The sequence below is a fragment of the Pseudomonas sp. FeS53a genome, assembly GCF_000931385.1.
Lineage (GTDB): Bacteria > Pseudomonadota > Gammaproteobacteria > Pseudomonadales > Pseudomonadaceae > Metapseudomonas > Metapseudomonas otitidis.
Genome location: NZ_JYFT01000002.1, coordinates 199,725 through 222,413 on the forward strand (window position 1 = coordinate 199,725; position 22,689 = coordinate 222,413).

The 22,689-nt window shown below is 68.1% G+C and carries 27 protein-coding genes and 1 pseudogene; 11 read left to right on the top strand and 17 right to left on the bottom strand.

Features of this window, described 5'->3' with window-relative positions; translation table 11 throughout:
* From SZ55_RS00830 to aroC, 4 genes are all read right to left on the bottom strand, one after another.
* Positions 1 to 546: a 1,2-dihydroxy-3-keto-5-methylthiopentene dioxygenase gene (locus tag SZ55_RS00830; RefSeq protein ID WP_044399754.1), complete on the bottom strand. Its 546-nt coding sequence runs from the start codon at positions 544 to 546 to the stop codon at positions 1 to 3.
* Positions 547 to 631: 85 nt separating this feature from the next.
* A complete protein-coding gene (locus SZ55_RS00835; RefSeq protein ID WP_044399758.1) occupies positions 632 to 1,246 on the bottom strand; it encodes a methylthioribulose 1-phosphate dehydratase in 615 nt (204 codons plus the stop codon).
* Positions 1,243 to 2,394, bottom strand: coding sequence for an MFS transporter (locus SZ55_RS00840; protein WP_044399761.1), 1,152 nt, complete (start codon positions 2,392 to 2,394; stop codon positions 1,243 to 1,245). The genes SZ55_RS00835 and SZ55_RS00840 overlap by 4 nt, the downstream gene beginning before the upstream one ends.
* On the bottom strand, positions 2,391 to 3,482 hold the full coding sequence (gene aroC, locus SZ55_RS00845; protein ID WP_044399764.1) for a chorismate synthase: 1,092 nt from the start codon (positions 3,480 to 3,482) through the stop codon (positions 2,391 to 2,393). Before aroC ends, SZ55_RS00840 begins: the two co-directional genes overlap by 4 nt.
* A 129-nt stretch (positions 3,483 to 3,611) precedes the next feature.
* On the opposite strand from aroC, the gene SZ55_RS00850 reads away from it, so the two are divergent.
* A complete protein-coding gene (locus tag SZ55_RS00850) occupies positions 3,612 to 4,604 on the top strand; it encodes an alpha/beta hydrolase (protein WP_082078093.1) in 993 nt (330 codons plus the stop codon).
* 34 nt (positions 4,605 to 4,638) lie between these two features.
* Positions 4,639 to 5,427, top strand: a complete 789-nt coding sequence (locus SZ55_RS00855) for a hypothetical protein (RefSeq protein WP_044399767.1) — start codon at positions 4,639 to 4,641, stop codon at positions 5,425 to 5,427.
* Between the two features lie 47 nt (positions 5,428 to 5,474).
* On the opposite strand, the gene prmB is transcribed toward SZ55_RS00855, so the two are convergent.
* Entirely contained in the window at positions 5,475 to 6,389 is a 915-nt protein-coding gene (gene prmB, locus SZ55_RS00860; protein WP_044399770.1) for a 50S ribosomal protein L3 N(5)-glutamine methyltransferase, read from the bottom strand.
* A gap of 326 nt (positions 6,390 to 6,715) precedes the next feature.
* On the opposite strand from prmB, the gene SZ55_RS00865 reads away from it, so the two are divergent.
* The 3 genes from SZ55_RS00865 to SZ55_RS00875 all read left to right on the top strand — a co-directional run bounded on the left by SZ55_RS00865 (position 6,716) and on the right by SZ55_RS00875 (position 8,341).
* The gene (locus tag SZ55_RS00865; RefSeq protein ID WP_044399773.1) at positions 6,716 to 7,312 is read left to right on the top strand and encodes a cysteine hydrolase family protein; all 597 of its coding nucleotides are present in this window, start codon (positions 6,716 to 6,718) and stop codon (positions 7,310 to 7,312) included.
* Between the two features lie 102 nt (positions 7,313 to 7,414).
* Positions 7,415 to 7,735 carry a hypothetical protein gene (locus tag SZ55_RS00870; protein ID WP_044399776.1) on the top strand — a complete coding sequence of 107 codons (321 nt, stop codon included), beginning with the start codon at positions 7,415 to 7,417 and terminating at the stop codon, positions 7,733 to 7,735.
* A 48-nt stretch (positions 7,736 to 7,783) separates the two neighbouring features.
* Positions 7,784 to 8,341, top strand: coding sequence for a Smr/MutS family protein (locus SZ55_RS00875; RefSeq protein WP_044399779.1), 558 nt, complete (start codon positions 7,784 to 7,786; stop codon positions 8,339 to 8,341).
* Positions 8,342 to 8,380: 39 nt separating this feature from the next.
* Here SZ55_RS00875 and SZ55_RS28910 read toward each other — a convergent pair whose 3' ends face one another.
* On the bottom strand, positions 8,381 to 8,938 hold the full coding sequence (locus tag SZ55_RS28910; protein WP_269082593.1) for a methyl-accepting chemotaxis protein: 558 nt from the start codon (positions 8,936 to 8,938) through the stop codon (positions 8,381 to 8,383).
* Positions 8,924 to 9,721 (bottom strand): annotated as a pseudogene (locus SZ55_RS28915) (PAS domain-containing protein); the annotation flags it as partial. The pseudogene SZ55_RS28915 and the gene SZ55_RS28910, both read right to left, overlap by 15 nt.
* Before the next feature lie 318 nt (positions 9,722 to 10,039).
* On the opposite strand from SZ55_RS28915, the gene folE reads away from it, so the two are divergent.
* Positions 10,040 to 10,600, top strand: coding sequence for a GTP cyclohydrolase I FolE (gene folE / locus SZ55_RS00885; protein ID WP_044399785.1), 561 nt, complete (start codon positions 10,040 to 10,042; stop codon positions 10,598 to 10,600).
* A gap of 65 nt (positions 10,601 to 10,665) precedes the next feature.
* Here folE and SZ55_RS00890 read toward each other — a convergent pair whose 3' ends face one another.
* The 3 genes from SZ55_RS00890 to SZ55_RS00900 all read right to left on the bottom strand — a co-directional run bounded on the left by SZ55_RS00890 (position 10,666) and on the right by SZ55_RS00900 (position 12,878).
* A complete protein-coding gene (locus SZ55_RS00890) occupies positions 10,666 to 11,016 on the bottom strand; it encodes a GFA family protein (RefSeq protein ID WP_044399788.1) in 351 nt (116 codons plus the stop codon).
* Positions 11,017 to 11,097: 81 nt separating this feature from the next.
* Positions 11,098 to 11,697: a glutathione S-transferase family protein gene (locus tag SZ55_RS00895; RefSeq protein ID WP_044399791.1), complete on the bottom strand. Its 600-nt coding sequence runs from the start codon at positions 11,695 to 11,697 to the stop codon at positions 11,098 to 11,100.
* A gap of 14 nt (positions 11,698 to 11,711) precedes the next feature.
* Positions 11,712 to 12,878 (bottom strand): aminotransferase-like domain-containing protein, encoded by a 1,167-nt coding sequence (locus SZ55_RS00900; RefSeq protein WP_044399794.1) that lies wholly within the window; start codon positions 12,876 to 12,878, stop codon positions 11,712 to 11,714.
* Between the two features lie 81 nt (positions 12,879 to 12,959).
* On the opposite strand from SZ55_RS00900, the gene SZ55_RS00905 reads away from it, so the two are divergent.
* Positions 12,960 to 13,415, top strand: a complete 456-nt coding sequence (locus SZ55_RS00905; protein WP_044399797.1) for a MarR family winged helix-turn-helix transcriptional regulator — start codon at positions 12,960 to 12,962, stop codon at positions 13,413 to 13,415.
* A gap of 6 nt (positions 13,416 to 13,421) precedes the next feature.
* On the opposite strand, the gene SZ55_RS00910 is transcribed toward SZ55_RS00905, so the two are convergent.
* Positions 13,422 to 14,051, bottom strand: coding sequence for a hypothetical protein (locus SZ55_RS00910; RefSeq protein WP_052807498.1), 630 nt, complete (start codon positions 14,049 to 14,051; stop codon positions 13,422 to 13,424).
* Positions 14,052 to 14,199: 148 nt separating this feature from the next.
* Between SZ55_RS00910 and SZ55_RS00915 the strand changes: the two genes are divergently transcribed.
* Positions 14,200 to 14,811 (top strand): LysE family translocator, encoded by a 612-nt coding sequence (locus SZ55_RS00915; protein ID WP_044399800.1) that lies wholly within the window; start codon positions 14,200 to 14,202, stop codon positions 14,809 to 14,811.
* A complete protein-coding gene (locus tag SZ55_RS00920; RefSeq protein ID WP_044399803.1) occupies positions 14,811 to 16,022 on the top strand; it encodes a benzoate/H(+) symporter BenE family transporter in 1,212 nt (403 codons plus the stop codon). Before SZ55_RS00915 ends, SZ55_RS00920 begins: the two co-directional genes overlap by 1 nt.
* Before the next feature lie 59 nt (positions 16,023 to 16,081).
* Here the strand turns inward: SZ55_RS00920 and SZ55_RS00925 are convergent, their stop codons facing one another.
* Positions 16,082 to 16,843 carry an SDR family oxidoreductase gene (locus tag SZ55_RS00925; protein ID WP_044399806.1) on the bottom strand — a complete coding sequence of 254 codons (762 nt, stop codon included), beginning with the start codon at positions 16,841 to 16,843 and terminating at the stop codon, positions 16,082 to 16,084.
* A gap of 227 nt (positions 16,844 to 17,070) precedes the next feature.
* On the opposite strand from SZ55_RS00925, the gene SZ55_RS00930 reads away from it, so the two are divergent.
* On the top strand, positions 17,071 to 18,075 hold the full coding sequence (locus tag SZ55_RS00930; RefSeq protein ID WP_044399809.1) for an NADP-dependent oxidoreductase: 1,005 nt from the start codon (positions 17,071 to 17,073) through the stop codon (positions 18,073 to 18,075).
* 30 nt (positions 18,076 to 18,105) lie between these two features.
* Here the strand turns inward: SZ55_RS00930 and SZ55_RS00935 are convergent, their stop codons facing one another.
* From SZ55_RS00935 to SZ55_RS28560, 4 genes are read right to left on the bottom strand one after another with little or no spacing between them, the layout of a single operon-like run.
* Positions 18,106 to 19,323 carry a winged helix-turn-helix domain-containing protein gene (locus SZ55_RS00935; protein ID WP_044399812.1) on the bottom strand — a complete coding sequence of 406 codons (1,218 nt, stop codon included), beginning with the start codon at positions 19,321 to 19,323 and terminating at the stop codon, positions 18,106 to 18,108.
* Positions 19,320 to 19,781 (bottom strand): DUF3291 domain-containing protein, encoded by a 462-nt coding sequence (locus tag SZ55_RS00940; RefSeq protein WP_152644409.1) that lies wholly within the window; start codon positions 19,779 to 19,781, stop codon positions 19,320 to 19,322. Before SZ55_RS00940 ends, SZ55_RS00935 begins: the two co-directional genes overlap by 4 nt.
* Before the next feature lie 10 nt (positions 19,782 to 19,791).
* Complete coding sequence (locus SZ55_RS00945) at positions 19,792 to 20,664, bottom strand: PhzF family phenazine biosynthesis protein (RefSeq protein WP_044399815.1); 873 nt, start codon at positions 20,662 to 20,664, stop codon at positions 19,792 to 19,794.
* Between the two features lie 37 nt (positions 20,665 to 20,701).
* The gene (locus tag SZ55_RS28560; RefSeq protein ID WP_232060859.1) at positions 20,702 to 20,872 is read right to left on the bottom strand and encodes a DUF1127 domain-containing protein; all 171 of its coding nucleotides are present in this window, start codon (positions 20,870 to 20,872) and stop codon (positions 20,702 to 20,704) included.
* Positions 20,873 to 21,025: 153 nt separating this feature from the next.
* On the opposite strand from SZ55_RS28560, the gene SZ55_RS00955 reads away from it, so the two are divergent.
* On the top strand, positions 21,026 to 21,877 hold the full coding sequence (locus tag SZ55_RS00955; RefSeq protein WP_044399821.1) for a LysR substrate-binding domain-containing protein: 852 nt from the start codon (positions 21,026 to 21,028) through the stop codon (positions 21,875 to 21,877).
* A 6-nt stretch (positions 21,878 to 21,883) separates the two neighbouring features.
* Here the strand turns inward: SZ55_RS00955 and SZ55_RS00960 are convergent, their stop codons facing one another.
* On the bottom strand, positions 21,884 to 22,636 hold the full coding sequence (locus tag SZ55_RS00960) for a sulfite exporter TauE/SafE family protein (protein WP_177329718.1): 753 nt from the start codon (positions 22,634 to 22,636) through the stop codon (positions 21,884 to 21,886).
* Positions 22,637 to 22,689: the final 53 nt, after the last annotated feature.

Genomic DNA, 22,689 nt, shown 5'->3' on the forward strand with positions numbered 1-22,689 from the left:
TCAATCCTCCAACTGCGGAAAGCGCCTGGCGATGTCGTCCCCGGTGAACTGGGCCACCCAGCCCTCGGGGTTGTTGAACAGGCGGATGGCGACGAAGTGCGGCTCCTCGCCCATGTCGAACCAGTGGCGGGTGCCAGCAGGCACCGAGATCAGGTCGTTCTTCTCGCACCGCACGGCGTAGACGTAGTCATCGATGTGCAGGGTGAACAGGCCGCGCCCGGCGACGAAGAAGCGCACCTCGTCCTCGGCGTGGCGGTGCTCGTCAAGGAACTTGGCACGCAGCTCGGCCTTCTGCGGGTGGCTGCGGTCGAGGCTGACCACGTCCACCGTCACGTAGCCGCGCTCCTTCATCAACGCGTCGATCTGCGGGCGGTAGGCGGCGATCACCTCGTCCTGGCTCGCCCCCGGGGTCAGCGGCGCGCTGGCCTGCCAGCGCTCGAAGCGCACGCCCACGGCCGCAAGGGTGGAAGCGATGTCATCGACATGGGTCAGCACCTTGTTCGGCAGGTCGGGGCTGGACTCGTGGTAAACGGAAAGGCTGCTCATCGGTGTACTCCTGGTCGCCGGCTCCGGCTCTGCTGGCCGGTCGCACGGGCGGTCTGGGTCAAGGCTCCCTCGGCGGAGGGTGGCGTCAGCGGGCCTGCAGGGCGCGAACCTTCAGCTCGCACTCGAACAGGAATTCGAAGGCTTCGACCTGGCGCAGGGCGTCGCTCATGCGCGGGCCCCAGGTGTAGAGGCCGTGGCCACGGATCAGGTAGCCGACGCACTCGGGGTGCACGTCCAGCCAGGGCTGGACCTTGGCTGCCAGACGGGCGATGTCCTGGTCGTTGTCGAAGATCGGCACTTCCACCTGGCTTTCATGGGTGGACACGCCGCTGAAGGCCTTCTGCAGTTCGTAGTCGGCGAACACCAGCGAGTCGCTCAGGGTCAGCCGCGAGAGAACGGTGGCGTTCACCGAGTGGGTGTGCAGCACGGCGCCGATCCCGGGCTGCCAGCGGTACAGCTGGGTGTGCAGCAGGGTCTCGGCGGAGGGCTTCTTGCCGGGCTCCAGGCTGATGCCGTCGAGGTCGGTGGCCAGCACATCGTCCTCGCCGAGCTGGCCCTTGTGCTTGCCGGAGACGGTCAGCAGCGCCTGGTCGGCCGACAACCGCGCCGAGTAGTTGCTGCTGGTGGCCGGGGACCAGCCGCGACCATAGAGGAAGCGGCCGGCCTCGATGATTTCACGGGTGAGTGTTTCGCGGTTCATGCCCGCTCCTCTTTCAATTGAGTGGCAATGATAACGGCAGCAGCCATGGCGGCCAGGCTGGCGATGACGAAGGTCCAGGAAGCGCCCAGGCTGTTCCAGCTGTAACCGGAGTACAGGGCCCCGAGCGCGCCGCCGGTGCCGGCGAGTGCTGCGTAGAGCGCCTGGCCCTGGCCTTGCTGCTGCGGGCCGAACTGGCGTTGCACGAAATGGATGGCCGCCGCATGGAAGCTGCCGAAGGTCGCCGCATGGAGCACCTGGGCGAACAGCAGCACCGCGAGGTTGTCGGCGAGATGCCCCAGCAGCAGCCAGCGCAACGCCGCGAGCAGGAAGCTCGCGGCCAGCACCTCGCGAACCGGGAAGCGCGAGAGGATGCGCGCCATCACCAGGAACATCAATACCTCCGCCACCACGCCCAGCGCCCACAGCTGGCCGATGAAGCCGCGCGGGTAGCCGAGGCTTTCCAGGTAGATGGTCTGGAAGGTGTAGTACGGGCCGTGGGACAGCTGCATCAACCCCACGCACAGGTAGAACGCCAGCACGCCGGGTTGCCGCAGCTGGTCGAGGAAGCCACCGCTGGCGCCTCCCTCCCGGGCCACCGGCGTGGCATTGGGCACCCACCAGCTGCTGAGCACGATACCGGCCATGATGACCACCAGCGCCACCGGGTAGACGTCCAGGCTGAACACCTCGAACGCCTTGCCCAGGCCGACCACGGTGAGGATGAAGCCGATGGAGCCCCACAGGCGGATCTGGCTGTAGCGCGCGGCCTGCTCCCTGAGATGGGCCAGGGTGATCACTTCGAACTGCGGCAGCACCGCGTGCCAGAAGAAGGCATGCAGGGCCATGATCATCGCCAGCCAGGCGTAGCTCTTGTCGACGAAGATCAGCGCGAAGGTGCACAGGGTGCAGAGCGCGCCCAGCCGCACGATGGCCAGGCGCTGGCCGCTGCGGTCGCCCAGCCAGCCCCAGAGGTTGGGCGCCACGCAGCGCATCAGCATGGGGATGGCCACCAGCTCGCCGATGCGCGCGGCGGAGAAGCCCAGGTGGGCGAAGTAGAGCCCGAGGAAGGGCGCCGTGGCGCCCAGCAGGGCGAAGTAGAACAGGTAGAAACCGGACAGCCGCCAGTACGGCAGCGCGCCGCCGGTCACAGTTGGCCGAGCACCGGAGTGGTGACACGCACATCGGCGTTCTGCCCGCGGTGGCGCAGCAGGTGGTCCATCAGCACGATGGCCATCATGGCTTCGGCGATGGGCGTGGCGCGGATGCCGACGCAGGGGTCGTGGCGGCCCTTGGTGATCACGTCCACCGGGTTGCCGTCGACGTCGATGGAGCGGCCCGGGGTGGTGATACTGGAGGTGGGCTTGAGCGCCAGGTGGGCGACGATCGGCTGGCCCGAGGAAAGGCCACCGAGGATGCCGCCGGCGTTGTTGCTGAGGAAGCCTTCCGGGGTCAGCTCGTCGCGGTGCTCGGTGCCGCGCTGGGCGACGCACGCGAAGCCGGCGCCGATTTCCACGCCCTTCACCGCGTTGATGCTCATCAGCGCGTGGGCGAGTTCCGCGTCCAGGCGGTCGAAGATCGGCTCGCCCAGGCCCGGCGGCACGCCTTCGGCGACGACGGTGATCTTGGCGCCGACGGAATCCTGGTCACGGCGCAGCTGGTCCATGTAGGCCTCCAGCTCCGCCACCTTGTCCGGGTCGGGGCTGAAGAAGGCGTTCTGCTCCACCGAGTCCCAGGTCTTGAAGGGGATTTCGATCGGGCCGAGCTGGCTCATGTAGCCGCGGATGCGGATGCCCTGCCCGGCCAGCCACTTCTTGGCGATGGCGCCGGCGGCGACGCGCATGGCGGTCTCGCGCGCCGAGGAACGGCCGCCGCCACGGTAGTCGCGGACGCCGTACTTGTGGTGGTAGGTGTAGTCGGCGTGGGCCGGGCGGAACAGGTCCTTGATCGCCGAGTAGTCCTTGGACTTCTGGTCAGTGTTGCGGATCAGCAGGCCGATGGAGCAGCCGGTGGTGCGGCCTTCGAAGACGCCGGAGAGGATCTCCACCTCGTCGGCTTCCTGGCGCTGGGTGGTGTGGCGGCTGGTGCCCGGCTTGCGGCGGTCGAGGTCACGCTGCAGGTCCTCCAGGGAAAGCTCCAGCCCGGGCGGGCAGCCGTCGACGATGGCGACCAGCGCCGGGCCGTGGCTTTCGCCAGCCGTGGTGACGGTGAACAGCTTGCCGTAGGTGTTGCCGGACATGCACAGTGCTCCGCTGAAATGGGCCTCGAAGAAAGGCCGAGGAGTATACCTGCGGCGCCCGACCAGTTCACCCACGAACCTTGCGCCGGTGCCGGCATCCAAGCCTGGCACTCCCACACGGATTCCCCCATGCCCCGACTGCTGTACACCCTGCTCGCCCCGCTGCTCTGCAGCCTGCTCCCACCCGCCACCGGCTTCGCCGCCCAGACCGTGCTGCAGCGCCCCATGGACCTGGACACCGGCACCGGCGTGCTCCACGGCACCCTGCTGCTGCCCGGTGGCGAGGGGCCGGCCCCCGTTGCGTTGCTGGTGGCCGGCTCCGGCCCCACCGACCGCAACGGCAACAACCCCATGGGTGGGCGCAACGACAGCCTGAAGAAGCTCGCCGAGCTGCTGGCCCGCAACGGCATCGCCAGCCTGCGCTTCGACAAGCGCGGCATTGCCGCCAGCCAAGACGCCGGGCCGGACGAACGCCAGCTGAGCCTGGACGGCTACGTGGACGACGCCGTCGCCTGGGCACGCCAGCTCAGGGCCGACCCCCGGTTTTCCAGACTGATCCTGATCGGCCACAGCGAAGGGGCGCTGATCGCCAGCCTGGCCGCGCCACGTACCGAGGCCGCCGCCCTGGTGGTGATCGCCGGCAGCGGCCGGCCCTTCGACCAGTTGCTGGTGGAACAGCTGCGCCAGCGCCTGCCGCCTCCGCTCCTGGCACGGAGCGCCGCGATCCTCGCGGCCCTGCGCAACGGCCAGACCGTGGACGAGGTGCCACCGCCGCTGATGGTGCTGTTCCGACCCAGCGTGCAGCCTTACCTGATCTCGCTGCTGGCCCACGACCCGGTCGAGGCCTTCGCGGCGGTGAAAGTCCCCGCACTGATCCTGCAGGGCAGCCACGACATCCAGGTCGGCGTTGCCGATGCCGAGGCCCTGAAGGCCGCGAAGCCCGATGCCGAGCTGGCAGTCATCGGCGGCATGAACCACATCCTGCGCATCACGCCGGCCGGTATCCAGGAGCAGCTGGGCTCCTATAATGCCGTCGAGCTGCCCCTGGCTCGCGAGCTGGGCCAGCACCTGCTGGCGTTCATCGCCGCCCTGCCCTCCAGCCCGCCGCCTGGCGGCCGATAACCGGATCACACCGCGCCCGTAACAGGAAAGCCCGATGAGCGACACCGACACCCAGCCCCCCGAGGCCCTGGACCCCACGCCCGTGGTGGTGCCACCGCATCCCTGGGCCGACCTGGCGCCGGAGAACCACCTGCTGCTGAGGCTGGCGCCGTTGCCTGCCGACGCCGCCACGGGGCCCCGGCCACTGCGCTTCATCGAGTTGGGCGAGGTGGAACGACACAGCCCCGACCACAGCCTGCTGGTGCTCAGCCTGCACCTGCCGGGACAACTCATGCGCAAGGAACAGAACCGCCTGGAGGTCTGGGCCGACCACCGCAGCAAGGAGGTCCGCTTCGGCCCCGACGACGGCCTGCGGCTGGAGCCCCAGAATCGCGGTCTTGGGCGCTTCCTGCTGGCCCGGGGCATCCACTGGGCGCGACGCCAGTGGGCGCACTACCGGGTCGAAGGCGGCGCGCTACCGAACACGCTGGCCGTCTCGGAAGACATTCGCCAGCGCCGTGACCACGTGCTCAAGGCCCAGGGATTCGAAGTCACCTACCAGGACCCGCTGCAACTGCACGCCCACTACGGCGCCGGTCGCGTCAGCGAGCTGCTGGATGACTGGAACAAGGAGAAGGTGCAGGTCATCGGCCTGCTGGACGCGGCCAACATGCTGCAGCAGGCCGACCACAACCTGCACCAGCAGGAAATCCAGATCCGCAAGCTGGAGGACCGCGTCACCGAGCTCAAGCGCGACGACAGCGGCCTGCGCTTCACCATCACCTGCCTGGTGGTCTTCGCCGTGTTCCAGGCCGGCCTGCTGATCTGGATCGCCACCCACTGACGGGCACGCCCCGACTTTCAGAGGTGCCCTGAGCGGGGAGGCTCTCTTCAGCCCGCCAGGCGGGCGCGGAACAGGTCCTGGTGCTCGCGGCACTGGCGGGCACTGAGCAGGAACACGCCATGCCCGCCCCGGGCGAACTCCAGCCAGGTGAAGTCCACTTCCGGATACAGCGCCTCCACATGCACCTGGCTGTTGCCCACCTCGACGATCAGGGTGCCCTGCTCGGTCAGGTGGTCGGCGGCTTCGGCCAGCATGCGCCGCACCAGGTCCAGCCCATCGTCGCCACAGGCCAGGCCCATGGCCGGCTCGTGGTGGTACTCCTCGGGCATGTCGGCGAAGTCTTCCGCATCGACATAGGGCGGGTTGGACAGGATCAGGTCGAAGCGCTGGCCGGGCAGGCCGTCGAAACCGTCGCCCTGGACGGTGTAGACGCGGTCCTCCAGCTCGTGGCGCTCGATGTTCTGGTTGGCCACTTCCAGCGCGTCGAAGGACAGGTCGGCCAGCACCACCTCTGCCTCGGGGAAGGCGTGGGCGGCGGCAATGCCGATGCAGCCGGAGCCGGTGCAGAGGTCGAGGATGCGCGCCGGCATGTTCGGCAGCCAGGGCTCGAAGCCCTGCTCGATCAGCTCGCCGATGGGCGAACGGGGCACCAGCACGCGCTCGTCGACCACGAACGGCAGGCCGCAGAACCAGGCCTCGCCCAGCAGGTAGGCGGCCGGTACGCGCTCATGAATGCGGCGCTTCAGCAGGGCCTGGACATGCTCGCGCTCGTCGTCCTCCAGGCTGCAGTCCAGGTAGCTGTCGGCGATTTCGTAGGGCAGGTGCAGGGCGCCGAGGACGAGCTGGCGGGCTTCATCCCAGGCGTTGTCGGTGCCATGGCCGAAGAACAGGTTCTCCCCATGGAAACGGCTAACGGCCCAGCGGATGTGGTCGCGCAGGGTGCGCAGGCGGGATTCGGACACGACGCTCTACCTCTTGGAACGGGATGCGGATTCTACACCCGACCGCTTAGGGCTTGCGACGCACCTAGGGGTCTTCCCGGCGCTCACGACGCAATTCGCGCAACACGGCGATGGCCACGGCGCAGGCGAACAGCAACCAGAAAGAAGGGGGAAGATCAGACAGGCCATTCATGCGGCAACTCCTTGCACACGGCGACTTCGACTCCATCCGAAGGGCTTCGATGGTGCGCCGGGCGGGAAGGTTCCCGCAAGAGGATTGCGCGACATGGTTCACTTATCGCGTCACACGGCGGACAATAGCGGCCTACGTCGTACCGGAGATTCGCATGTCTGCTCCCAAATCCATGTTCCAACTCAGCGGCCGGGGCTACCCGCCGACCACCCTGAGCAACGCCACGCTGGTCATCATCGACGTCCAGGAGGAGTACCGCAGCGGCGTCCTGGCCCTGCCCGGCCTCGATGCGGCACTGGAGGAGATCGCGACCCTGCTGGCCGCCGCTCGCGCAGCCGGCACCCCCGTCGTACACGTCAAGCACCTGGGCGTTCCGGGTGGCCTGCTGGACCCCCAGGGCGAACGTGGCCAGCAGATGCCCGAAGCCGCCCCGTTGCCTGGCGAGGTGGTCGTCGAGAAGCGCCTGCCCAACGCCTTCGCTGGCACCGACCTGCACGACCGCCTGCAGGAGATCGGCCACCTGGACCTGATCGTCTGCGGCTTCATGACCCATTCCAGCGTCAGCACCACCGTGCGCGCCGCCAAGGACTACGGCTACCGCTGCACCCTGGTCGCCGCCGCCTGCGCCACCCGTGACCTGCCCACCCCTGACGGCGGCGTGATCAGCGCCGACGAGATGCACCGCGTCGAGGTCATCGCCCTCGCCGACAACTTCGCCAGCGTCGTACCCAACGCACGCGCCCTCGCCTGAGGCAACGCCTCACCGCAAAGCCGGCCCTCTCCTATCGGGCGAATGGCAGGAACCCCACCCGCTGGTTCCGGTCATACGCCCGATCAAGACGAGGAAGACCGGATGAGACAACCCGATGGATTCGACGCCCGCCGCCTTCGCCCCCATGCGCCCCGGCACCTGGGCTGGCGGCTGCTGGCCGGCTGTGCGGCGCTGATCGCCACCCTGGGCATCCTTCTGGCGATGGCCGGCTCGGCCACCCTGCTCGGCCGTCCGCCGGCACTGGGCCCGCTCAACGACAGCACCGGCGCCGCGCTGACCCTGCTGGTCAGCGGCCTGTTGCTGCTGGCCTTCGGCGTTGGGCTCTGGCGCCATGCACGGCGGCGCTTCCGTCGGCGCAGCAACCTGGACCTGTCACCCCGGTTGATGAAGAAACGCCACTGACGTCGCCCCGCCTCGCGGGTAAACTGAGCGGCCGCTGTGGAGGCCCTCATGCAAGACGACGATTTTTCCCTGTTCAGCCAGCAGATGCGTGGCGTCAAACGCATCCAGCACGACCGCGCGGATATCGGCAAGCCGCGCGCCGACCGCCAGCAGGTCGTCAGCCGCCGGCAGAACGCCACCCAGGCGGGCACCAGCACCAAGGTGGACGGCCTTTCCGACCTCTTCGTGATCGATGTGGGTGCCGAGGATGAACTGAACTGGGCCCGCGACGGCGTCCAGGAAGGCCAGATGCGCAAGCTCAAGCAGGGCCAGATCGCCTTCGAGGGCAGCCTCGACCTGCACGGCATGACCGTGGAAAAAGCCCGCGAGACGCTCTGGGACTTCCTCGCCGAGGCTACCAAGCTGGAAATCCGCTGCGTGCGCATCACCCATGGCAAGGCCGCACGCCTGGATGGCAAGCGCCCGCTGATCAAGAGCCACGTCAACACCTGGCTGCGCCAGCATCCCCAGGTGCTCGGCTTCACCTCCTGCCTGCCGCGCCACGGCGGCACCGGCGCCCTCTACGTGATGCTGCGACGCACCATGCTCGAAGGCCGCGACGAGTAACAGTGACCAGGGCCGCCCGGCACCGGGCGGCCCCTTGGTTCAACGTTCCAGCGTGGAACTGAACTGGCGGATGGCTTCCACCACCCGCTGGGCACCTTCCTGGATCTCCAGGATCGCCTGGCCTGCCTGGCTGGCCAGCTGCACCCCCTGCTCCACCTTCTCGCGGCTGCTTTCCATGCTCTGGACCGCCTCCTGGGACAGCTCATGGTTGCGCCGTACCACGTCGACGATCTCCACCGTCGCCTGGGCCGTGCGCGCCGCCAGGTTGCGCACCTCCTCGGCCACCACGGCGAACCCGCGCCCCTGTTCGCCGGCCCGTGCCGCCTCGATGGCGGCGTTCAGCGCCAGCAGGTTGGTCTGGTCGGCGATACCGCGGATGGTCTGGACGATGCTGCTGATCTGGTCGGACTGCTGGCTCACGGCCGAAATGCCGCTGGCCGCCCGGTTCAACTCACCGGCAATGCCCTGCACCACGTCCACCGTGCGCTGGACCACTTCAGCACCCCGCTGCGCACCACCGTCGGTCTGCAGGGATATCTCGTAGGCCAGGTGCGCCGCCTGGGACTCGGCCTGCTGGTGCAGTACCTGCTCGGTCACGTCCGAGGCCAGCTTCACCACCTTGTAGAGGGTGCCATTGGCGTCGAACACCGGGTTGTAGGTGGCGCGCAGCCAGACCACATCCCCGCGCTTGTTGACCCGCTTGAAGCGGCCGGAGAAGAACTCACCGCGGTTCAGCCGTTCCCAGAACTGCGCGTACTCGGGCGAAGCGCCATCCTCGCGGGTACACAGCTGACGGTGATGGCGCCCGCGGATCTCGTCCAGGCGATACCCCATCAGGCTGAGGAAATTCTCGTTGGCGGTGAGCACCTCGCCCTTGAGGTTGAACTCGATCACCGCCATGGAACGGTCGATGGCGCTGATCAGGCTTTCCTGCTGTTGTTCACGCACCACCTGGGCGGTGATGTCGGTGGCCAGCTTGAGCACCCCCACCACCCGCCCAGCCGTGTCACGCACCGGGTTGTAGCTGGCCTCGAGCCACAACTCACGCCCTTGCTTGTCCTGGCGACGGAAGCGGTCGCGGATGAACTCACCCGTCGCCAGGCGCTCCCAGAAGCGGCGGTACTCGGCGCTATTGGCATAGGCCGGATCACAGAACATCCGGTGGTGCCGTCCCTGCACCTCCTCCAGGCGGTAACCGACCGCGGAGAGGAAGTTCTCGTTGGCGGACACGATGGTGCCATCCGGCAGGAATTCGATGACCGCCATGGAGCGATCGACGGCGCTACGACGCGCCAGGGCCTGCGCGAGTTGGGCTTGGCACTCGGCTAGTTCGCGTTTGAGGGATGACTGGAACATCGGGCAGGACCTCGAAGACGGCATGAGGATAAGAAGGACGACACAGGTATCGGCAGCCTAGGGATTGGCTGAAGCGATGGGCAATCGAAGCTTGCTATCGCCACGATAGCCGACTGCCATCAGACGGCGGGGCGGCCAAAGAAGTTCGGCAAGCACGGGCAGGCGCAGTACAATCGCCGCCGAACGAAACGCGACCATGTGCCGGGTGGCCGTGCGGAAGCCGCCATCAGAGCGTCCCGCCCCCACCGCGTGCGATGCAGCCGTAAGGGCTGCCCCGGCCAACGACCGGGCCCTATGGGCATGCCAATGGTCCGCCTACATCCACTCGATTCTGGAAGCACCATGGACTCTAGCCCCGACAAACTGGCAAGCCACTACACCGCAATCCTCGGCCAACTGGGCGAGGACGTGAACCGCGAAGGCCTGCTGGACACCCCCAAGCGCGCTGCCAAGGCCATGCAGTACCTCTGCCGCGGCTACGAGCAGACCCTGGACGAGGTGATCAACGGCGCCCTGTTCACCTCCGACAACAGCGAGATGGTGCTGGTCAAGGACATCGAGCTCTACTCCCTGTGCGAGCACCACCTGCTGCCCTTCATCGGCAAGGCCCACGTGGCCTACCTGCCCAACGGCAAGGTGCTGGGCCTGTCCAAGGTGGCGCGCATCGTCGACATGTTCGCCCGCCGCCTGCAGATCCAGGAGAACCTGAGCCGGCAGATCGCCGAAGCGGTGGAGCAGGTCACCGGCGCCCTGGGCGTGGCCGTGGTGATCGAGGCCCAGCACATGTGCATGATGATGCGCGGCGTGGAGAAGCAGAACTCCTCGATGATCACATCGGTGATGCTCGGCGAATTCCGCAACAACGCCGCGACCCGCAGCGAGTTCCTCAACCTGATCCGCTGAGGGATCGCCCACGAAAAAACCGGCCCAGGGCCGGTTTTTTATTTGGCGCCCCGGAAGACGACCCGCTAGAAGCTGCGCCCATCCACCTTGCGCACCTGCAGCGCATCCGGATCGACGCCCTCCAGGCAGCGCACGTTCACCGCCGCCATGGCGTTGCCCTGGGGATCGGAAGCCTCGCCGAACGGGGCGCAACCGCAGGTGCCGCAGAAGTGATGGGCGATCTGCATGCGATTGAAGCGATAGGTGGACAGGTCGGCCTCGGGCGTCTCCAGCACCAGCTGGGCGCGCGGGACGAACCACAGCAGGTAGCCACGCTTGCTGCACAGCGAGCAGTTGCAGGCCATCACCTCGGTGATGGGGCTGCCCTCGACCTCGAACGCGATACGGCCGCAATGGCAGCCTCCCCGGTATTTCATCTGCACGCCTCCAGGCCCGGAATGGACCCGGAGGACGTTAGACCAGGGCTGCCGTGCGCGCCATGGCGGCGACGTGCCGCCTCAACCGATGCTGACATGACGCGGATGAGCCGCCACCCGTGCCATCCAGGCCTGGATGGCGGGGAAGCCGGAGAGGTCGAAGCCGCCCTCTTCCGCCACGTGGGTGTAGGCGTACAGGGCGATGTCCGCGATGGAATAGGTATCACCCACCAGGTACGGCGTGCGGGAGAGCTGCTGCTCCATCACCCGCAGGGCCTTGTAGCCGCGCACCAGGCACACCTGGTACTCCTCGGCGCGCTCGGCCGGCATGCCCTGGTAACGCTTGATGAAGCGCGCCACCGCCACATAGGGCTCATGGCTGTACTGCTCGAAGAACTGCCACTGCAACACCTGGGTGCGCAGGCGCGGCTCGGTGGGCAGCAGGTCGCTGCCCTCGGCCAGGAAGTTGAGGATGGCGTTGGACTCCCACAGGGTGGTGCCGTCCTCCAGCTCCAGGACCGGGATCTTGCCGTTGGGGTTGAGCGCCAGGAAGGCCTCGCTCTGGGTCTCGCCCTTGAGGATGTCCACCGGCACCCACTGATAGGGCTGCCCAAGCAGCTCGAGGATCAGCTTGACCTTGTAGCAGTTGCCGGAAATCACATCACCGTAAACCTTGTACATCGCCTGCTCCTCGATCAGACGGCCTGGGCGGCCTGGGCTTCCCGAACCACGCTGGCCAGACGGCGCAGCCCCTCGCCCAGGCGCTCCGGCGCCACGTGGCTGAAGTTCAGGCGCAGGTAGCCGGGATGATTGTCCGGATCGATGAAGAACGGCTCGCCCGGCATGAAGGCGACGTTCTGGTCCAGCGCCGGCTTCAGCAGGGTGCGGGTATCCAGCGGCTGCTTGAGGGCCAGCCAGAAGAACAGCCCGCCCTGGGGCACTTCCCAGGTGGCCAGGTCGCCGAAGTGTTCTTCCAGCGCCGCCTGCATGGCATCGCGGCGCACGCGGTAGAAGTCACGCAGCTCGGCCAGGTGGCCCCGGTACTGTTCGCTGCCGAGCCACTGCAGGGCCTGCCACTGGCCGATGCGGTTGGTGTGCAGGTCGGCGGACTGCTTCAGGCGCAGCAGGTAGGGGAACAGGTCCGGACTGGCGATCAGGAAGCCTACGCGCAGGCCCGGCAGCAGGGTCTTGGAGACGGTGCCGGTGTAGATCCAGCTGGCCTTCTTCAGGCGGCTGACGATGGGGGTGGCGCTGCCGCCGTCGAACACCAGTTCGCGGTACGGCTCGTCCTCGATCAGGGTCACGCCGAACTCGTCCAGCAGCGCCGCCACGGCGTCGCGCTTGGCCTCGCTGTAGCGCACCGCCGAGGGGTTCTGGAAGGTCGGGATCAGGTAGGCGAAGGCCGGCTTGTGCTGCTCCAGGCGCTGGCGCAGGGAGGCCAGCTCGGGGCCGTCAGCCTCCTGGGCCACGGCGATGCAGTCGGCACCGAACAGCTGGAACGCCTGCAGCGCGGCCAGGTAGGTCGGCGCCTCCAGCAGCACCTCGGTGCCCGGGTCGATGAACAGCTTGGACGCCAGGTCCAGGGTCTGCTGGGAACCGCTGACGATCAGCACCTGGCTGGCATCGCAGGGGACACCCAGGGCGCGCGCCTCGGCGGCCACCGCTTCACGCAGGGCCGGCTCGCCCTCGCTCATGCCGTACTGGCCCATGCTCGCCGGCATGTCCGCCCACTCCACCTTCGGCAGCATCGGCTCGGCCGGCAGGCCACCGGCGAAGGACATCACCTCCGGGCGCTGCGCCGCAGCAAGGATTTCACGGATCAGGGAGCTTTTCAGGCGGGCGATGCGTTCGGAGAAGGCCATGGATGTCACCGGGTGCGAAGGCGTGAGAATTGAGTCAAACTGCTTGACCGAAACTACGATGCCCGGGATGGATACGTCAATATGCTTGACCTGAAAAACCCCGCCGTCCAGCACGCTGCCATGGAAGCCTTCTTCTTCGGCTACCAGGCCTTCACCAGCAAGCCCGACGAAATGCTCGCCCGTCGCGGGCTGTCGCGGGTGCACCACCGCATCCTGTTCTTCATCGCCAAGTACCCGGGGCTGAGCGTGAAGGAAATGCTCGGCTACCTCGGCGTGAGCAAGCAGGCGCTGAACACGCCGCTGCGCCAGTTGATGGAGATGGACCTGGTGCAGAGCAGCACCGCTGATGACGACAAGCGCAAGCGCCAGCTGGGACTGACGGCAGAAGGCTCGAAGCTGGAGAAGAGCCTGCGTCGGGAGCAGGCCCGCCTGCTGGAGCGGGCCTTCGGCGAGGCCGGGGCCGATGCGGTGGAAGGCTGGCTGAAGGTCAACCAGACCCTGGGCGGCGCCCGCCAGGACGAGCCGGAAGGCACCTGAGGCGCCTCAGCGCCCGCCCTCCAGCTCCCGCGCACCCCGGAAGAACACCAGCGCCGTGGCCACCACCGACACCAGCGCCGGCAGCGAACTGAACGCCGCCAGCAGCAGCGAAACCAGCATCACACCCGTCACCAGGATGGCACCGGCCACGACCCGGAAAGACGAATAGGTGTCCGGCACCTTCACCAGGCGCACGCCGAGCCAGATGCACCCCGCCCCGCACAGCACCAGACCGGAGCCGTACAGGGCCATCTCCCACCCCAGGCTCCCCAGCTGGTCGCCCACCGTCATCAGCATCACCTGCAGCAGCACACTGGTGACCACCACGACCCAGGTGGGCCAGGTCAGGCCGGTGGCAGCAAAACGCGCCTCGGCGAAGACCTTGAAGCGCAGGGAGACATAGCTGCCCAGCAGCACCAGGGAAAGGCCCGACCAGTCGGTGTAGGCCACCGGCAGCTCGATCCCGAACCAGCCGATCGACACCACACCCAGCAACAGCACCAGGTTGCCCAGGAAGCCGACCAGGGACAGCCAGCCCAACAGCCTGAGCTGGCCAGCGCTCCATTCCGGCAACGGGCGCGGCGCCTCCGGCTGGAGCAGTTCGACCTGAGGGGGTGCGCAGGGGTTCTCGTCCATGACGGGGCTCCTGATTCAACTGACCGGCACAGTAACGGTGCACACGGGAGACGTCACGCGACTGTATCGCTTTTTGCGCACATCGCTGTACGGGGCGCGGCGAAGCGCCACGCCGTAGGCTTTCTCCCTCCAAGAAGAGAGACCTGCCATGAGCCTGGAACTGTTGCTCGCCTTTGCGCTGTTTGCCCTCGTCACCTCCATCACCCCCGGCCCCAACAACATGATGCTGCTCGCCTCCGGAGTGAACTTCGGCATCCGCCGCAGCCTGCCGCACATGCTTGGCATCAGCATCGGCTTCATGGTGATGGTCGCTGCGGTGGGCCTGGGACTGCACCAGGTCTTCGAGCAGGTTCCCCTGCTGTACAGCCTGCTGCGCTATGGCGGCGCAGCCTACCTGGTCTACCTGGCCTGGAAGATCGCCGGCTCCGGTGCCCCCGACGACGCCAAGGGCGAGGCGCGCCCCTTCACCTTCCTCCAGGCGGCGGCCTTCCAGTGGGTCAACCCCAAGGCCTGGGTGATGGCGATCGGCGCCATCACCACCTACACCCCGCAGGAGAACTTCGTCACCAACGCCCTGCTGATCGCCGCCCTGTTCGCACTGATCAACTGCCCCAGCGTCGGCCTCTGGACCGTTGCCGGCAGCCTGCTGCGCCACTGGCTGTCCTCGCCACGGGTGCTCCGCGCGTTCAATATCGGCATGGCCATCCTGCTGGTGGCCTCGCTCTACCCCATCCTCGTCGACTTCAAGGGAACGCTCTGATGACCCGTGCCTCCGACACCGGCACCGCCCTGCCCCGCCTGCGCCCGCTGGCCGACTCCTCACCTTCGGCGGTGGTGGCCGGTTTCATCGCCATGCTCACCGGCTACACCAGCTCCCTGGTGCTGATGTTCCAGGCCGGCCAGGCCGCCGGCCTCTCCAGCGGGCAGATCGCCTCGTGGATCTGGGCCCTGTCCATCGGCATGGCCATCTGCAGCATCGGCCTCTCGTTGCGCTACCGCACGCCGATCACCGTGGCCTGGTCCACCCCGGGCGCGGCACTGCTGATCACCAGCCTGCCCGGCGTGCCCTATTCCGACGCCATCGGCGCCTTCGTCGTCTGCGCCATCCTGCTGACCCTGGTGGGGCTCACCGGCGGCTTCGAGCGGCTGATGCGGCGCCTGCCGGGCTCCCTCGCCGCTGCGCTGCTGGCCGGCATCCTGTTCAAGATCGGCAGCGAGATCTTCATCGCCGCCCAGCACCGCACCGCCCTGGTCCTGGCGATGTTCTTCAGCTACCTGCTGTTCAAGCGCCTGCAGCCGCGTTATGCGGTGCTCGCCGCGCTGCTGGTGGGCTGCGTCACCGCCGGTGCCCTGGACCTGCTGGACTTCAGCGGCTTCCACTTCCACCTGGCGCAACCGGTGTGGACCACCCCGACCTTCTCCTTCACCGCCATCATCAGCATCGGCCTGCCGCTGTTCATCGTAGCGATGGCCTCGCAGAACATTCCCGGCATCGCCGTGCTGCGTGCCGACGGCTACCAGGTGCCGGCCTCGCCCCTGGTCTCGGCCACCGGCTTCGCCTCGCTGCTGCTGGCGCCCTTCGGCTCCCACGGCATCAACCTGGCCGCCATCAGCGCCGCCATCTGCACCGGCCCCCATGCCCACGAGGACCGCAGCAAGCGCTACACCGCCGCCATGTGGTGCGGGGTCTTCTACGGCATCGCCGGCACCTTCGCCGCCACCCTGGCCGCCCTGTTCGCCGCCTTCCCCAAGGAACTGGTGCTCTCGGTGGCGGCCCTGGCGCTGTTCGGCTCCATCAGCAACGGCCTCACCGTGGCCATGCAGGAGCCCAAGGAGCGCGAGGCCGCACTGGTGACCTTCATGGTCACGGCCTCCGGCATGACGCTGCTGTCCATCGGCTCGGCCTTCTGGGGCCTGGTGGCCGGCGTCCTGACCCTGCTGATCCTCAACGTCAGGACCGGGCGGGACTGACCTGCCCCGAAATGAAAAAGGCGCCCAAGGGCGCCTTTTCCGTGTGACCGCTCGACGGCTCAGACCACCGTCGCGCCACCGTCCACCACCAGCGAATGCCCGGTGGTGAAGCCCGCCACGTCGCTGCACAGGTAGAGAACCGCACCTGCGATCTCCTCCACCTTGCCGATGCGCCCCACCGGGTGCATGGCGGCGGCGTACTCGCCCTTCTTCGGGTCCGCCTCGTAGGCACGGCGGAACATGTCGGTGTCGATCACCGCCGGGCACACCGCGTTCACCCGCACCTTCTTCTTCGCGTACTCCACGGCGGCCGACTTGGTCAGGCCGATGACCGCGTGCTTGGAGGCGGCGTAGATGCTCATCTTCGGTGCCGCGCCAATGCCCGCCACCGAAGCGGTGTTGACGATGGCGCCGCCACCCTGTGCCAGCATCTGCGGGATCTGGTGCTTCATGCACAGCCACACGCCCTTGACGTTGACGCCCATGATCGCGTCGAACTCGTCCTCGTCGCCGTCGGCCAGCTTGCCCTTCTCGATCTCGATGCCGGCGTTGTTGAACGCGTAGTCGAGGCGACCGTAGGCCGTGACCGTGCCTTCTACCAGCGCCTTCACCTCGGCATCCCGGGTCACGTCGCAACGGATGAAGGTGGCCTCGCCACCCGCCTCGCGGATCAGCTGCACGGTGGTCTCGCCGCCGGCCACGTCCACGTCGGACACCACCACCTTGATGCCTTCAGCGGCGAAGGCCTGTGCAGTAGCGCGGCCGATGCCATTGCCGGCGCCGGTGACCAGGGCGACCTGGCCGGAGAATCTCGTGCTCATCGATGCAACCTCGGATGCTGTGGAAATCGCCCGGAGTCTAGCCAGTCGCACCGGAACGGCGTCAGCATCATCAGGCCGCTGGAGAGGGCAGCATCCAGACGGATGATTAAGGCCACCCCCGTGGATCATCCAGATTCATGCCGTGGCATTCCTCGCGACAACGAACCTTGCCCTGGCCCGCCTGCCCGACTAAACCGGTGGGTCTCACCCATTCGGAGTCCCCTGCCATGTCCCTGATCAACCGCCAGTTCCTGCTCGCCAAGCGCCCCGTGGGGCCCGCCACCCGCGACACGTTCAACTTCGTCGAGACGGCCGTTGGCGAACCCGGACCCGGCCAGGTGCTGGTGGAAAACCTCTTCCTGTCCCTCGACCCGGCCATGCGTGGCTGGATGAACGACGCCAAGTCCTACATCCCCCCGGTGGGCATCGGCGAGGTGATGCGCGCCCTCGGCGTGGGCAAGGTGATCGCCTCCAACCACCCGGACTTCGCCGTGGGCGACCACGTCAACGGCGCCCTGGGTGTGCAGGACTACTTCCTCGGCGAGCCGCGCGGCTTCTACAAGGTCGACCCGAGCAAGGCGCCGCTGCCGCTGTACCTCTCCGCCCTGGGCATGACCGGCATGACCGCCTACTTCGCCCTGCTGGACGTCGGCGCGCCCAAGGCCGGCGAGACCGTGGTGCTCTCCGGGGCCGCCGGTGCGGTGGGCAGCGTTGCCGGGCAGATCGCCCGCATCAAGGGCTGCCGCGTGGTCGGCATTGCCGGTGGCGCCGACAAGTGCCGCTTCCTGGTGGACGAACTGGGCTTCGACGCAGCCATCGACTACAAGGCCGAGAACGTCGCCGAAGCGCTCAAGCGCGAGTGCCCCAAAGGGGTGGACGTGTACTTCGACAACGTCGGCGGCGACATCCTCGACGCCGTGCTGACCCGCCTCGCCCCCAGGGCCCGCATCGTCATCTGTGGCGCCATCAGCCAGTACAACAACAAGGAAGCGGTCAAGGGCCCGGCCAACTACCTGTCGCTGCTGGTCAACCGCGCCCGCATGGAAGGCTTCGTGGTGATGGACCACGCGGCGAAGTTCGCCGATGCCGCCCGCGAAATGGGCGGCTGGATGGCCAGCGGCCAACTGAAGAGCAAGGAAGACGTGGTGGAAGGCCTGGAGACCTTCCCCGAGACCCTGTCCAAGCTGTTCGACGGTGGCAACTTCGGCAAGCTGGTGCTCAAGGTCCGCTGAGACCTTGCGGGGGTCGCTACGCGGCCCCCGCTATGCCTGCAGCCAGCGCTCCAGCCCTTGCGAAACCGGCCTCACGCAGGCCAGGTCCACCCTGTCCAGCCCCAGCCAGCTCGCCATCTCCACCAGGCAGCGCCCCAGCTCGGCCAGGGCCGGGTCCGGCAGGCCGCCGGGCTCTTCGTGCACCGCCAGCACCTTCAGGCTGCCGCCCTGCCGGTCAGCACGCAGGTCGACCCGCGCCACCAGGCGATCCCCCAGCAGGAACGGCAGCACGTAGTAGCCATAGCGCCGGCGATCAGCCGGGGTGTAGAGCTCCAGCCGATAGTGGAAGCCGAACAGCCGCTCGGTGCGGCTGCGTTCCCAGATCAGTGAATCGAAGGGCGACAGCAACGCCGCTGCGCGAACCCGCCGGGGGATGACCGGCTCACCGGCGCAGTACGCCGGCTGGGTCCAGCCGCGTACCTGGGTCGGCAGCAGTTCGCCGGCCTCCACCAGCTCCGCCAGGGCCCGCCGGGCATCGGCCACTTCCAGGCGGAAGTAATCACGCAGGTCCTTCTCCGTCGCCACGCCCAGGGCGCGTGCGGCGTGCAGCAGCAGCGCACGCATCGCCGCATCGGGCGTCGGCTCCGGGGTGTTCAACCATTGCGCGGGAATCACCCGCTCCGGCAGGTCGTACAGGCGCTCGAAGCCGCGCCGGCCGGCCACCGTCACCTCGCCAGCGGCGAACAGCCACTCCAGCGCGTTCTTCTCGTCGCTCCAGTCCCACCAGGGGCCGGCCCGCTCGGTGCGGGTGCTGAGTGCACCGGCTCCGCTTGCGCCGTCCGTGCGGATGGCTTGCAGCACCCGCTGGATCACGTCCTGCCGCTCGCGGCCGAAACGCGCCAGCATGGCGTAGATGCCCTGCCCGGCGGCCGAGCGCGCCATGCGCCAGCGCATCAGCGGGTAGAAGGACAGCGGCAACAGCGACGCCTCGTGCCCCCAGTACTCGAAGAAGCGCCGCTGACGCCCGCCGCTCCAGGCCAGCGCATCCAGCGCCGAGGCGTCGTAGCCGCCCAGGCGGGAAAAGAACGGCAGGTAATGGGAACGCACCAGGGCATTCACCGAGTCGATCTGCACCACGCCCAGCCGCTCGGCCAGCGACGCCAGGTGCGGGGGCCGCACCGCGCCACGGGGCGCCCGGGTGAACCCCTGGGCCGCGAGCACCAGGCGCCGTGCCTCACCCGCGCTCAGCGCCAGCGTCGCTCCACTCATGCCACGGGGCTCGCGGCAGCCGGCGCAGGATGGGCGTGACGGAAGGTGAAGGCCTCCGGCCCTGCGCCTTCCTCCTGCAGCCGGGCCAGGCGCCGGGCGGCCTCGTGCACGTCCGGCAGGTGGCCCGCCGGCACCCACCAGAGCACCTGGTGGGCCTCGCCGAGACGGTCGAACCACTCGCCCCGGCGCTTGAGCATCTCGGTGTGGGCGCCCTGGTAGGTGAAGGTCTTCAGCGAATCCAGGTCCCGCCAGAGCGAGAGGTTCACCACCACGTCATCGCCGAACGGACGCAGCGCGGTGGCATCGCCCGACTCGTCCTGCAGCCGCCAGAGGTAGCCAGGGGAAGCCTCCGCGAGGCCGTTGATGCGGGCCAGGTTGGCGACGAAATCCGCCATCACCGGCGAATCCAGCGGGGCTTTCATGCGGGCGATGTTCAGTTGTGCCAGGTGATGCGTCACGGGCGGGTCCTCACAGGTCCAGGGTCAGGGTCTGCATGACCTGGGCAGCGCCACCGGCCATCAGCCGCAGGATGGCGTCGCGCTCCAGGTCGAATTCAACGGTGATCAGGCTCGGCGACGGCGGCTGCATCAGGTGGCCCTGCTCGATGCGCAGCACCGGCTGCTTCAGCCCGACGCGGTCGTGCAGGTAGCAGGCCAGCGGCCCGGCCGCCATGCCGGTGGCCGACTCCTCGGCAATGCCGTAGCGCGGCGCGAACATCCGCGCCCCGGCGTGCCGGTCCGGCTGGCGGGCCTGCTGCGAGAAGGCGTACACGCCCACCAGGTCCAGCGCTTCGCTGAGCTGCTCCAGGGCAGGCGTATCGATGCGGATGCCGGCCACGTCGGCTTCGCTGCGCAGCGGCACGATCACGAAGCCCAGCCCGGTGCTCACCCGCTCCACAGGGAGGCCATCGGCCAGCTGTGCTGGCACGAGGCCCAGGGCCTGCAGCAGCTGCGCCTGCTGGCCGTCATCCAGCAGTTGGTAACGCGGCGCGGCCTGCTCCATGAAGACCTGCTCGCGTTCCACGAACACCGAGCGCCGGCCGTCGATGGTCTCCTTCGCCGACGCGCCGGGAGCGACCCGTCCCAGCTCCCGCAGCAGCGAGAAGGTGGCCACCGTGGCGTGGCCGCAATGCGCCACCTGGCGGTTGGGGGTGAAGAACTCCAGCTTGAACGGCGCCTCCTCGGAGGCGGAGACGAAGGCCGTCTCGGACAGACCGACACGGGCCGCGATGGCCTGTTTCTGGGCGGTGCTGAGCGCGTCGGCGTCCAGCACCACGCCGGCCGGGTTGCCACCCGCCGCGCCATCGGTGAAGGCGTTGACGATCCTGACTTCTACGAGCATGGGGCTTCCTTGTTCGGTGGTCGTGTGCGTTGGTGGGTTACCTGGCCAGGGGATCATCCCAGAAAGGCCGTTCGGATTCGCGCATGACATCGGCGCGGGACAGCCCCAGGTCCTTGAGCATCGCGTCGCTGGCACGGGCCAGGTCGCGGCGCTGCTGGTACAGCTGGGCCCAGCGCTGGAGGCGAGCCAGCAGCGTGCGCCCCGTCATCGACAGGCGCGGTGAGTGCGGCAGTGGAATGGCGGCATGCAGGGTTGGACTTTTCATCGCGTGGCCCTCCTTGTGGGGTGGCGCCAGTTTCCGGCCGCAGCTAACATCAATCCAACGAATGTTTCTTATGCATCGCATCTTGAGAATTGATGAATGAGCTACCCCGCCATCGACACGGAACTGCTGCGCACCTTCGTCGCCATTGCCGACCACGGCGGCTTCACCCGCGCGGCGGAAGCCGTCAACCGCACCCAGTCAGCGGTGAGCATGCAGATGAAGCGGCTGGAGGAAGACGTGCTGGAGCGCACGGTGTTCGAGCGGGAGGGGCGCAATGTGCGGCTGACGGCCGAGGGGCAGATCCTGCTCAGCTATGCCCGGCGCATCCTCAAGCTGCATGGCGAGGTGATGACCACCCTGCGCGAGCCGCACATGGTCGGTGCCGTGCGCATCGGCACGCCGGATGACTACGTGATGCGCTTCCTGCCCGGCATCCTCTCGCGTTTCGCCCAGGCCTACCCGCTGGTGCAGGTGGAGGTGCATTGCGACTCGTCCTCGCAGCTCATGCAGCGCCAGGACCTGGACCTGACCATCCTCACCCGCGCGCCGGGCACCGAGATCGGCGAGCTGTTGCGCCAGGAGCGCTTCGTCTGGGCCGAGGCCGTCGGCCACAGCCCCCACGAGCAGGCGCAGATGCCGCTGGCGATGTTCAACACCGATTGCTTCTGCCGGGCCTGGGCCTGCAACGCCCTGGACACCCTCGGCCGGGCCTACCGCGTGGCCTACACCAGCCCCAGCCTGTCGGCGATCATGGCCGTGGTCAGCGCCGGCCTGGCGGTCACGGCCCAGCTGCAAAGCCTGATCACCGCCGACATGCGCATCCTCGGCGAGGCGGAAGGCTTGCCCCTGCTGCCCAGCTGCAGCATCGTGCTGATGCGCAATCCACGCAGCACCTCGCCGGTGACCGATACGCTGGCCGAGCACATCATCGAGGGGTTCCGCCTGTAGGCCCGATCACTTGATCGCCAGCAACACGGCACACACCAGCAGGAACACGCAGAACGCCGTGCGCAGCACCCGCTCGGGCAGGGCATGGGCCAGGCGCACGCCCCAGCTGATGCTGAGCAGGCCGCCCAGGGCCAGGGGCACGCCCATGGCCCAGTCGACGTGGTGATTGAGGCCGTAGGTGAGCAGGGTCACAGCGGTACTCGGCGCCGCCAGGGTCAGCGACAGGCCCTGGGCCACCACCTGGGTGGTGCCGAACACGCTGGTGAGCACCGGCGTGGCGATCACCGCGCCGCCCACGCCGAACATCCCGCCCATGGCTCCCGCCACGCCGCCCAGCACGCCGAGCCACGGCCAGGGGTGGCGCAGCTCGGCGCTGGGCGTGGCCTTGGCCATGAACATGCGGGCGAAGTTGTAGGCCGCCAGGGCCAGCAGGAACACCACGAACGCCAGGCGCATGCTCTGGGCGTCCAGCTGCACCGCCACCAGCGAGGCCAGCCAGGCGAAACCGACGCTGGAGGCGGCCAGCAGCAGCGCGTGGCGCGGGCCGATGCGGTTGCGCTGGTGGTAGCGCCACAGCGCCAGCAGCACGTTGGGCACCACCATCACCAGCGCCGTTCCCTGGGCCAGTTGCTGGTCCAGGCCGAACAGCACCCCCAGCGCGGGGATGGCGATCAGCCCACCGCCGATGCCGAACACACCGCCCACCGTGCCCAGGCAGGCTCCCAGCGCCACATACATCGCAATCGACAACAGATCCATGGAACCTCCCATCCGAATTGGCGCGCATGCTACGCAGCCCTGGCTGGTGGGGA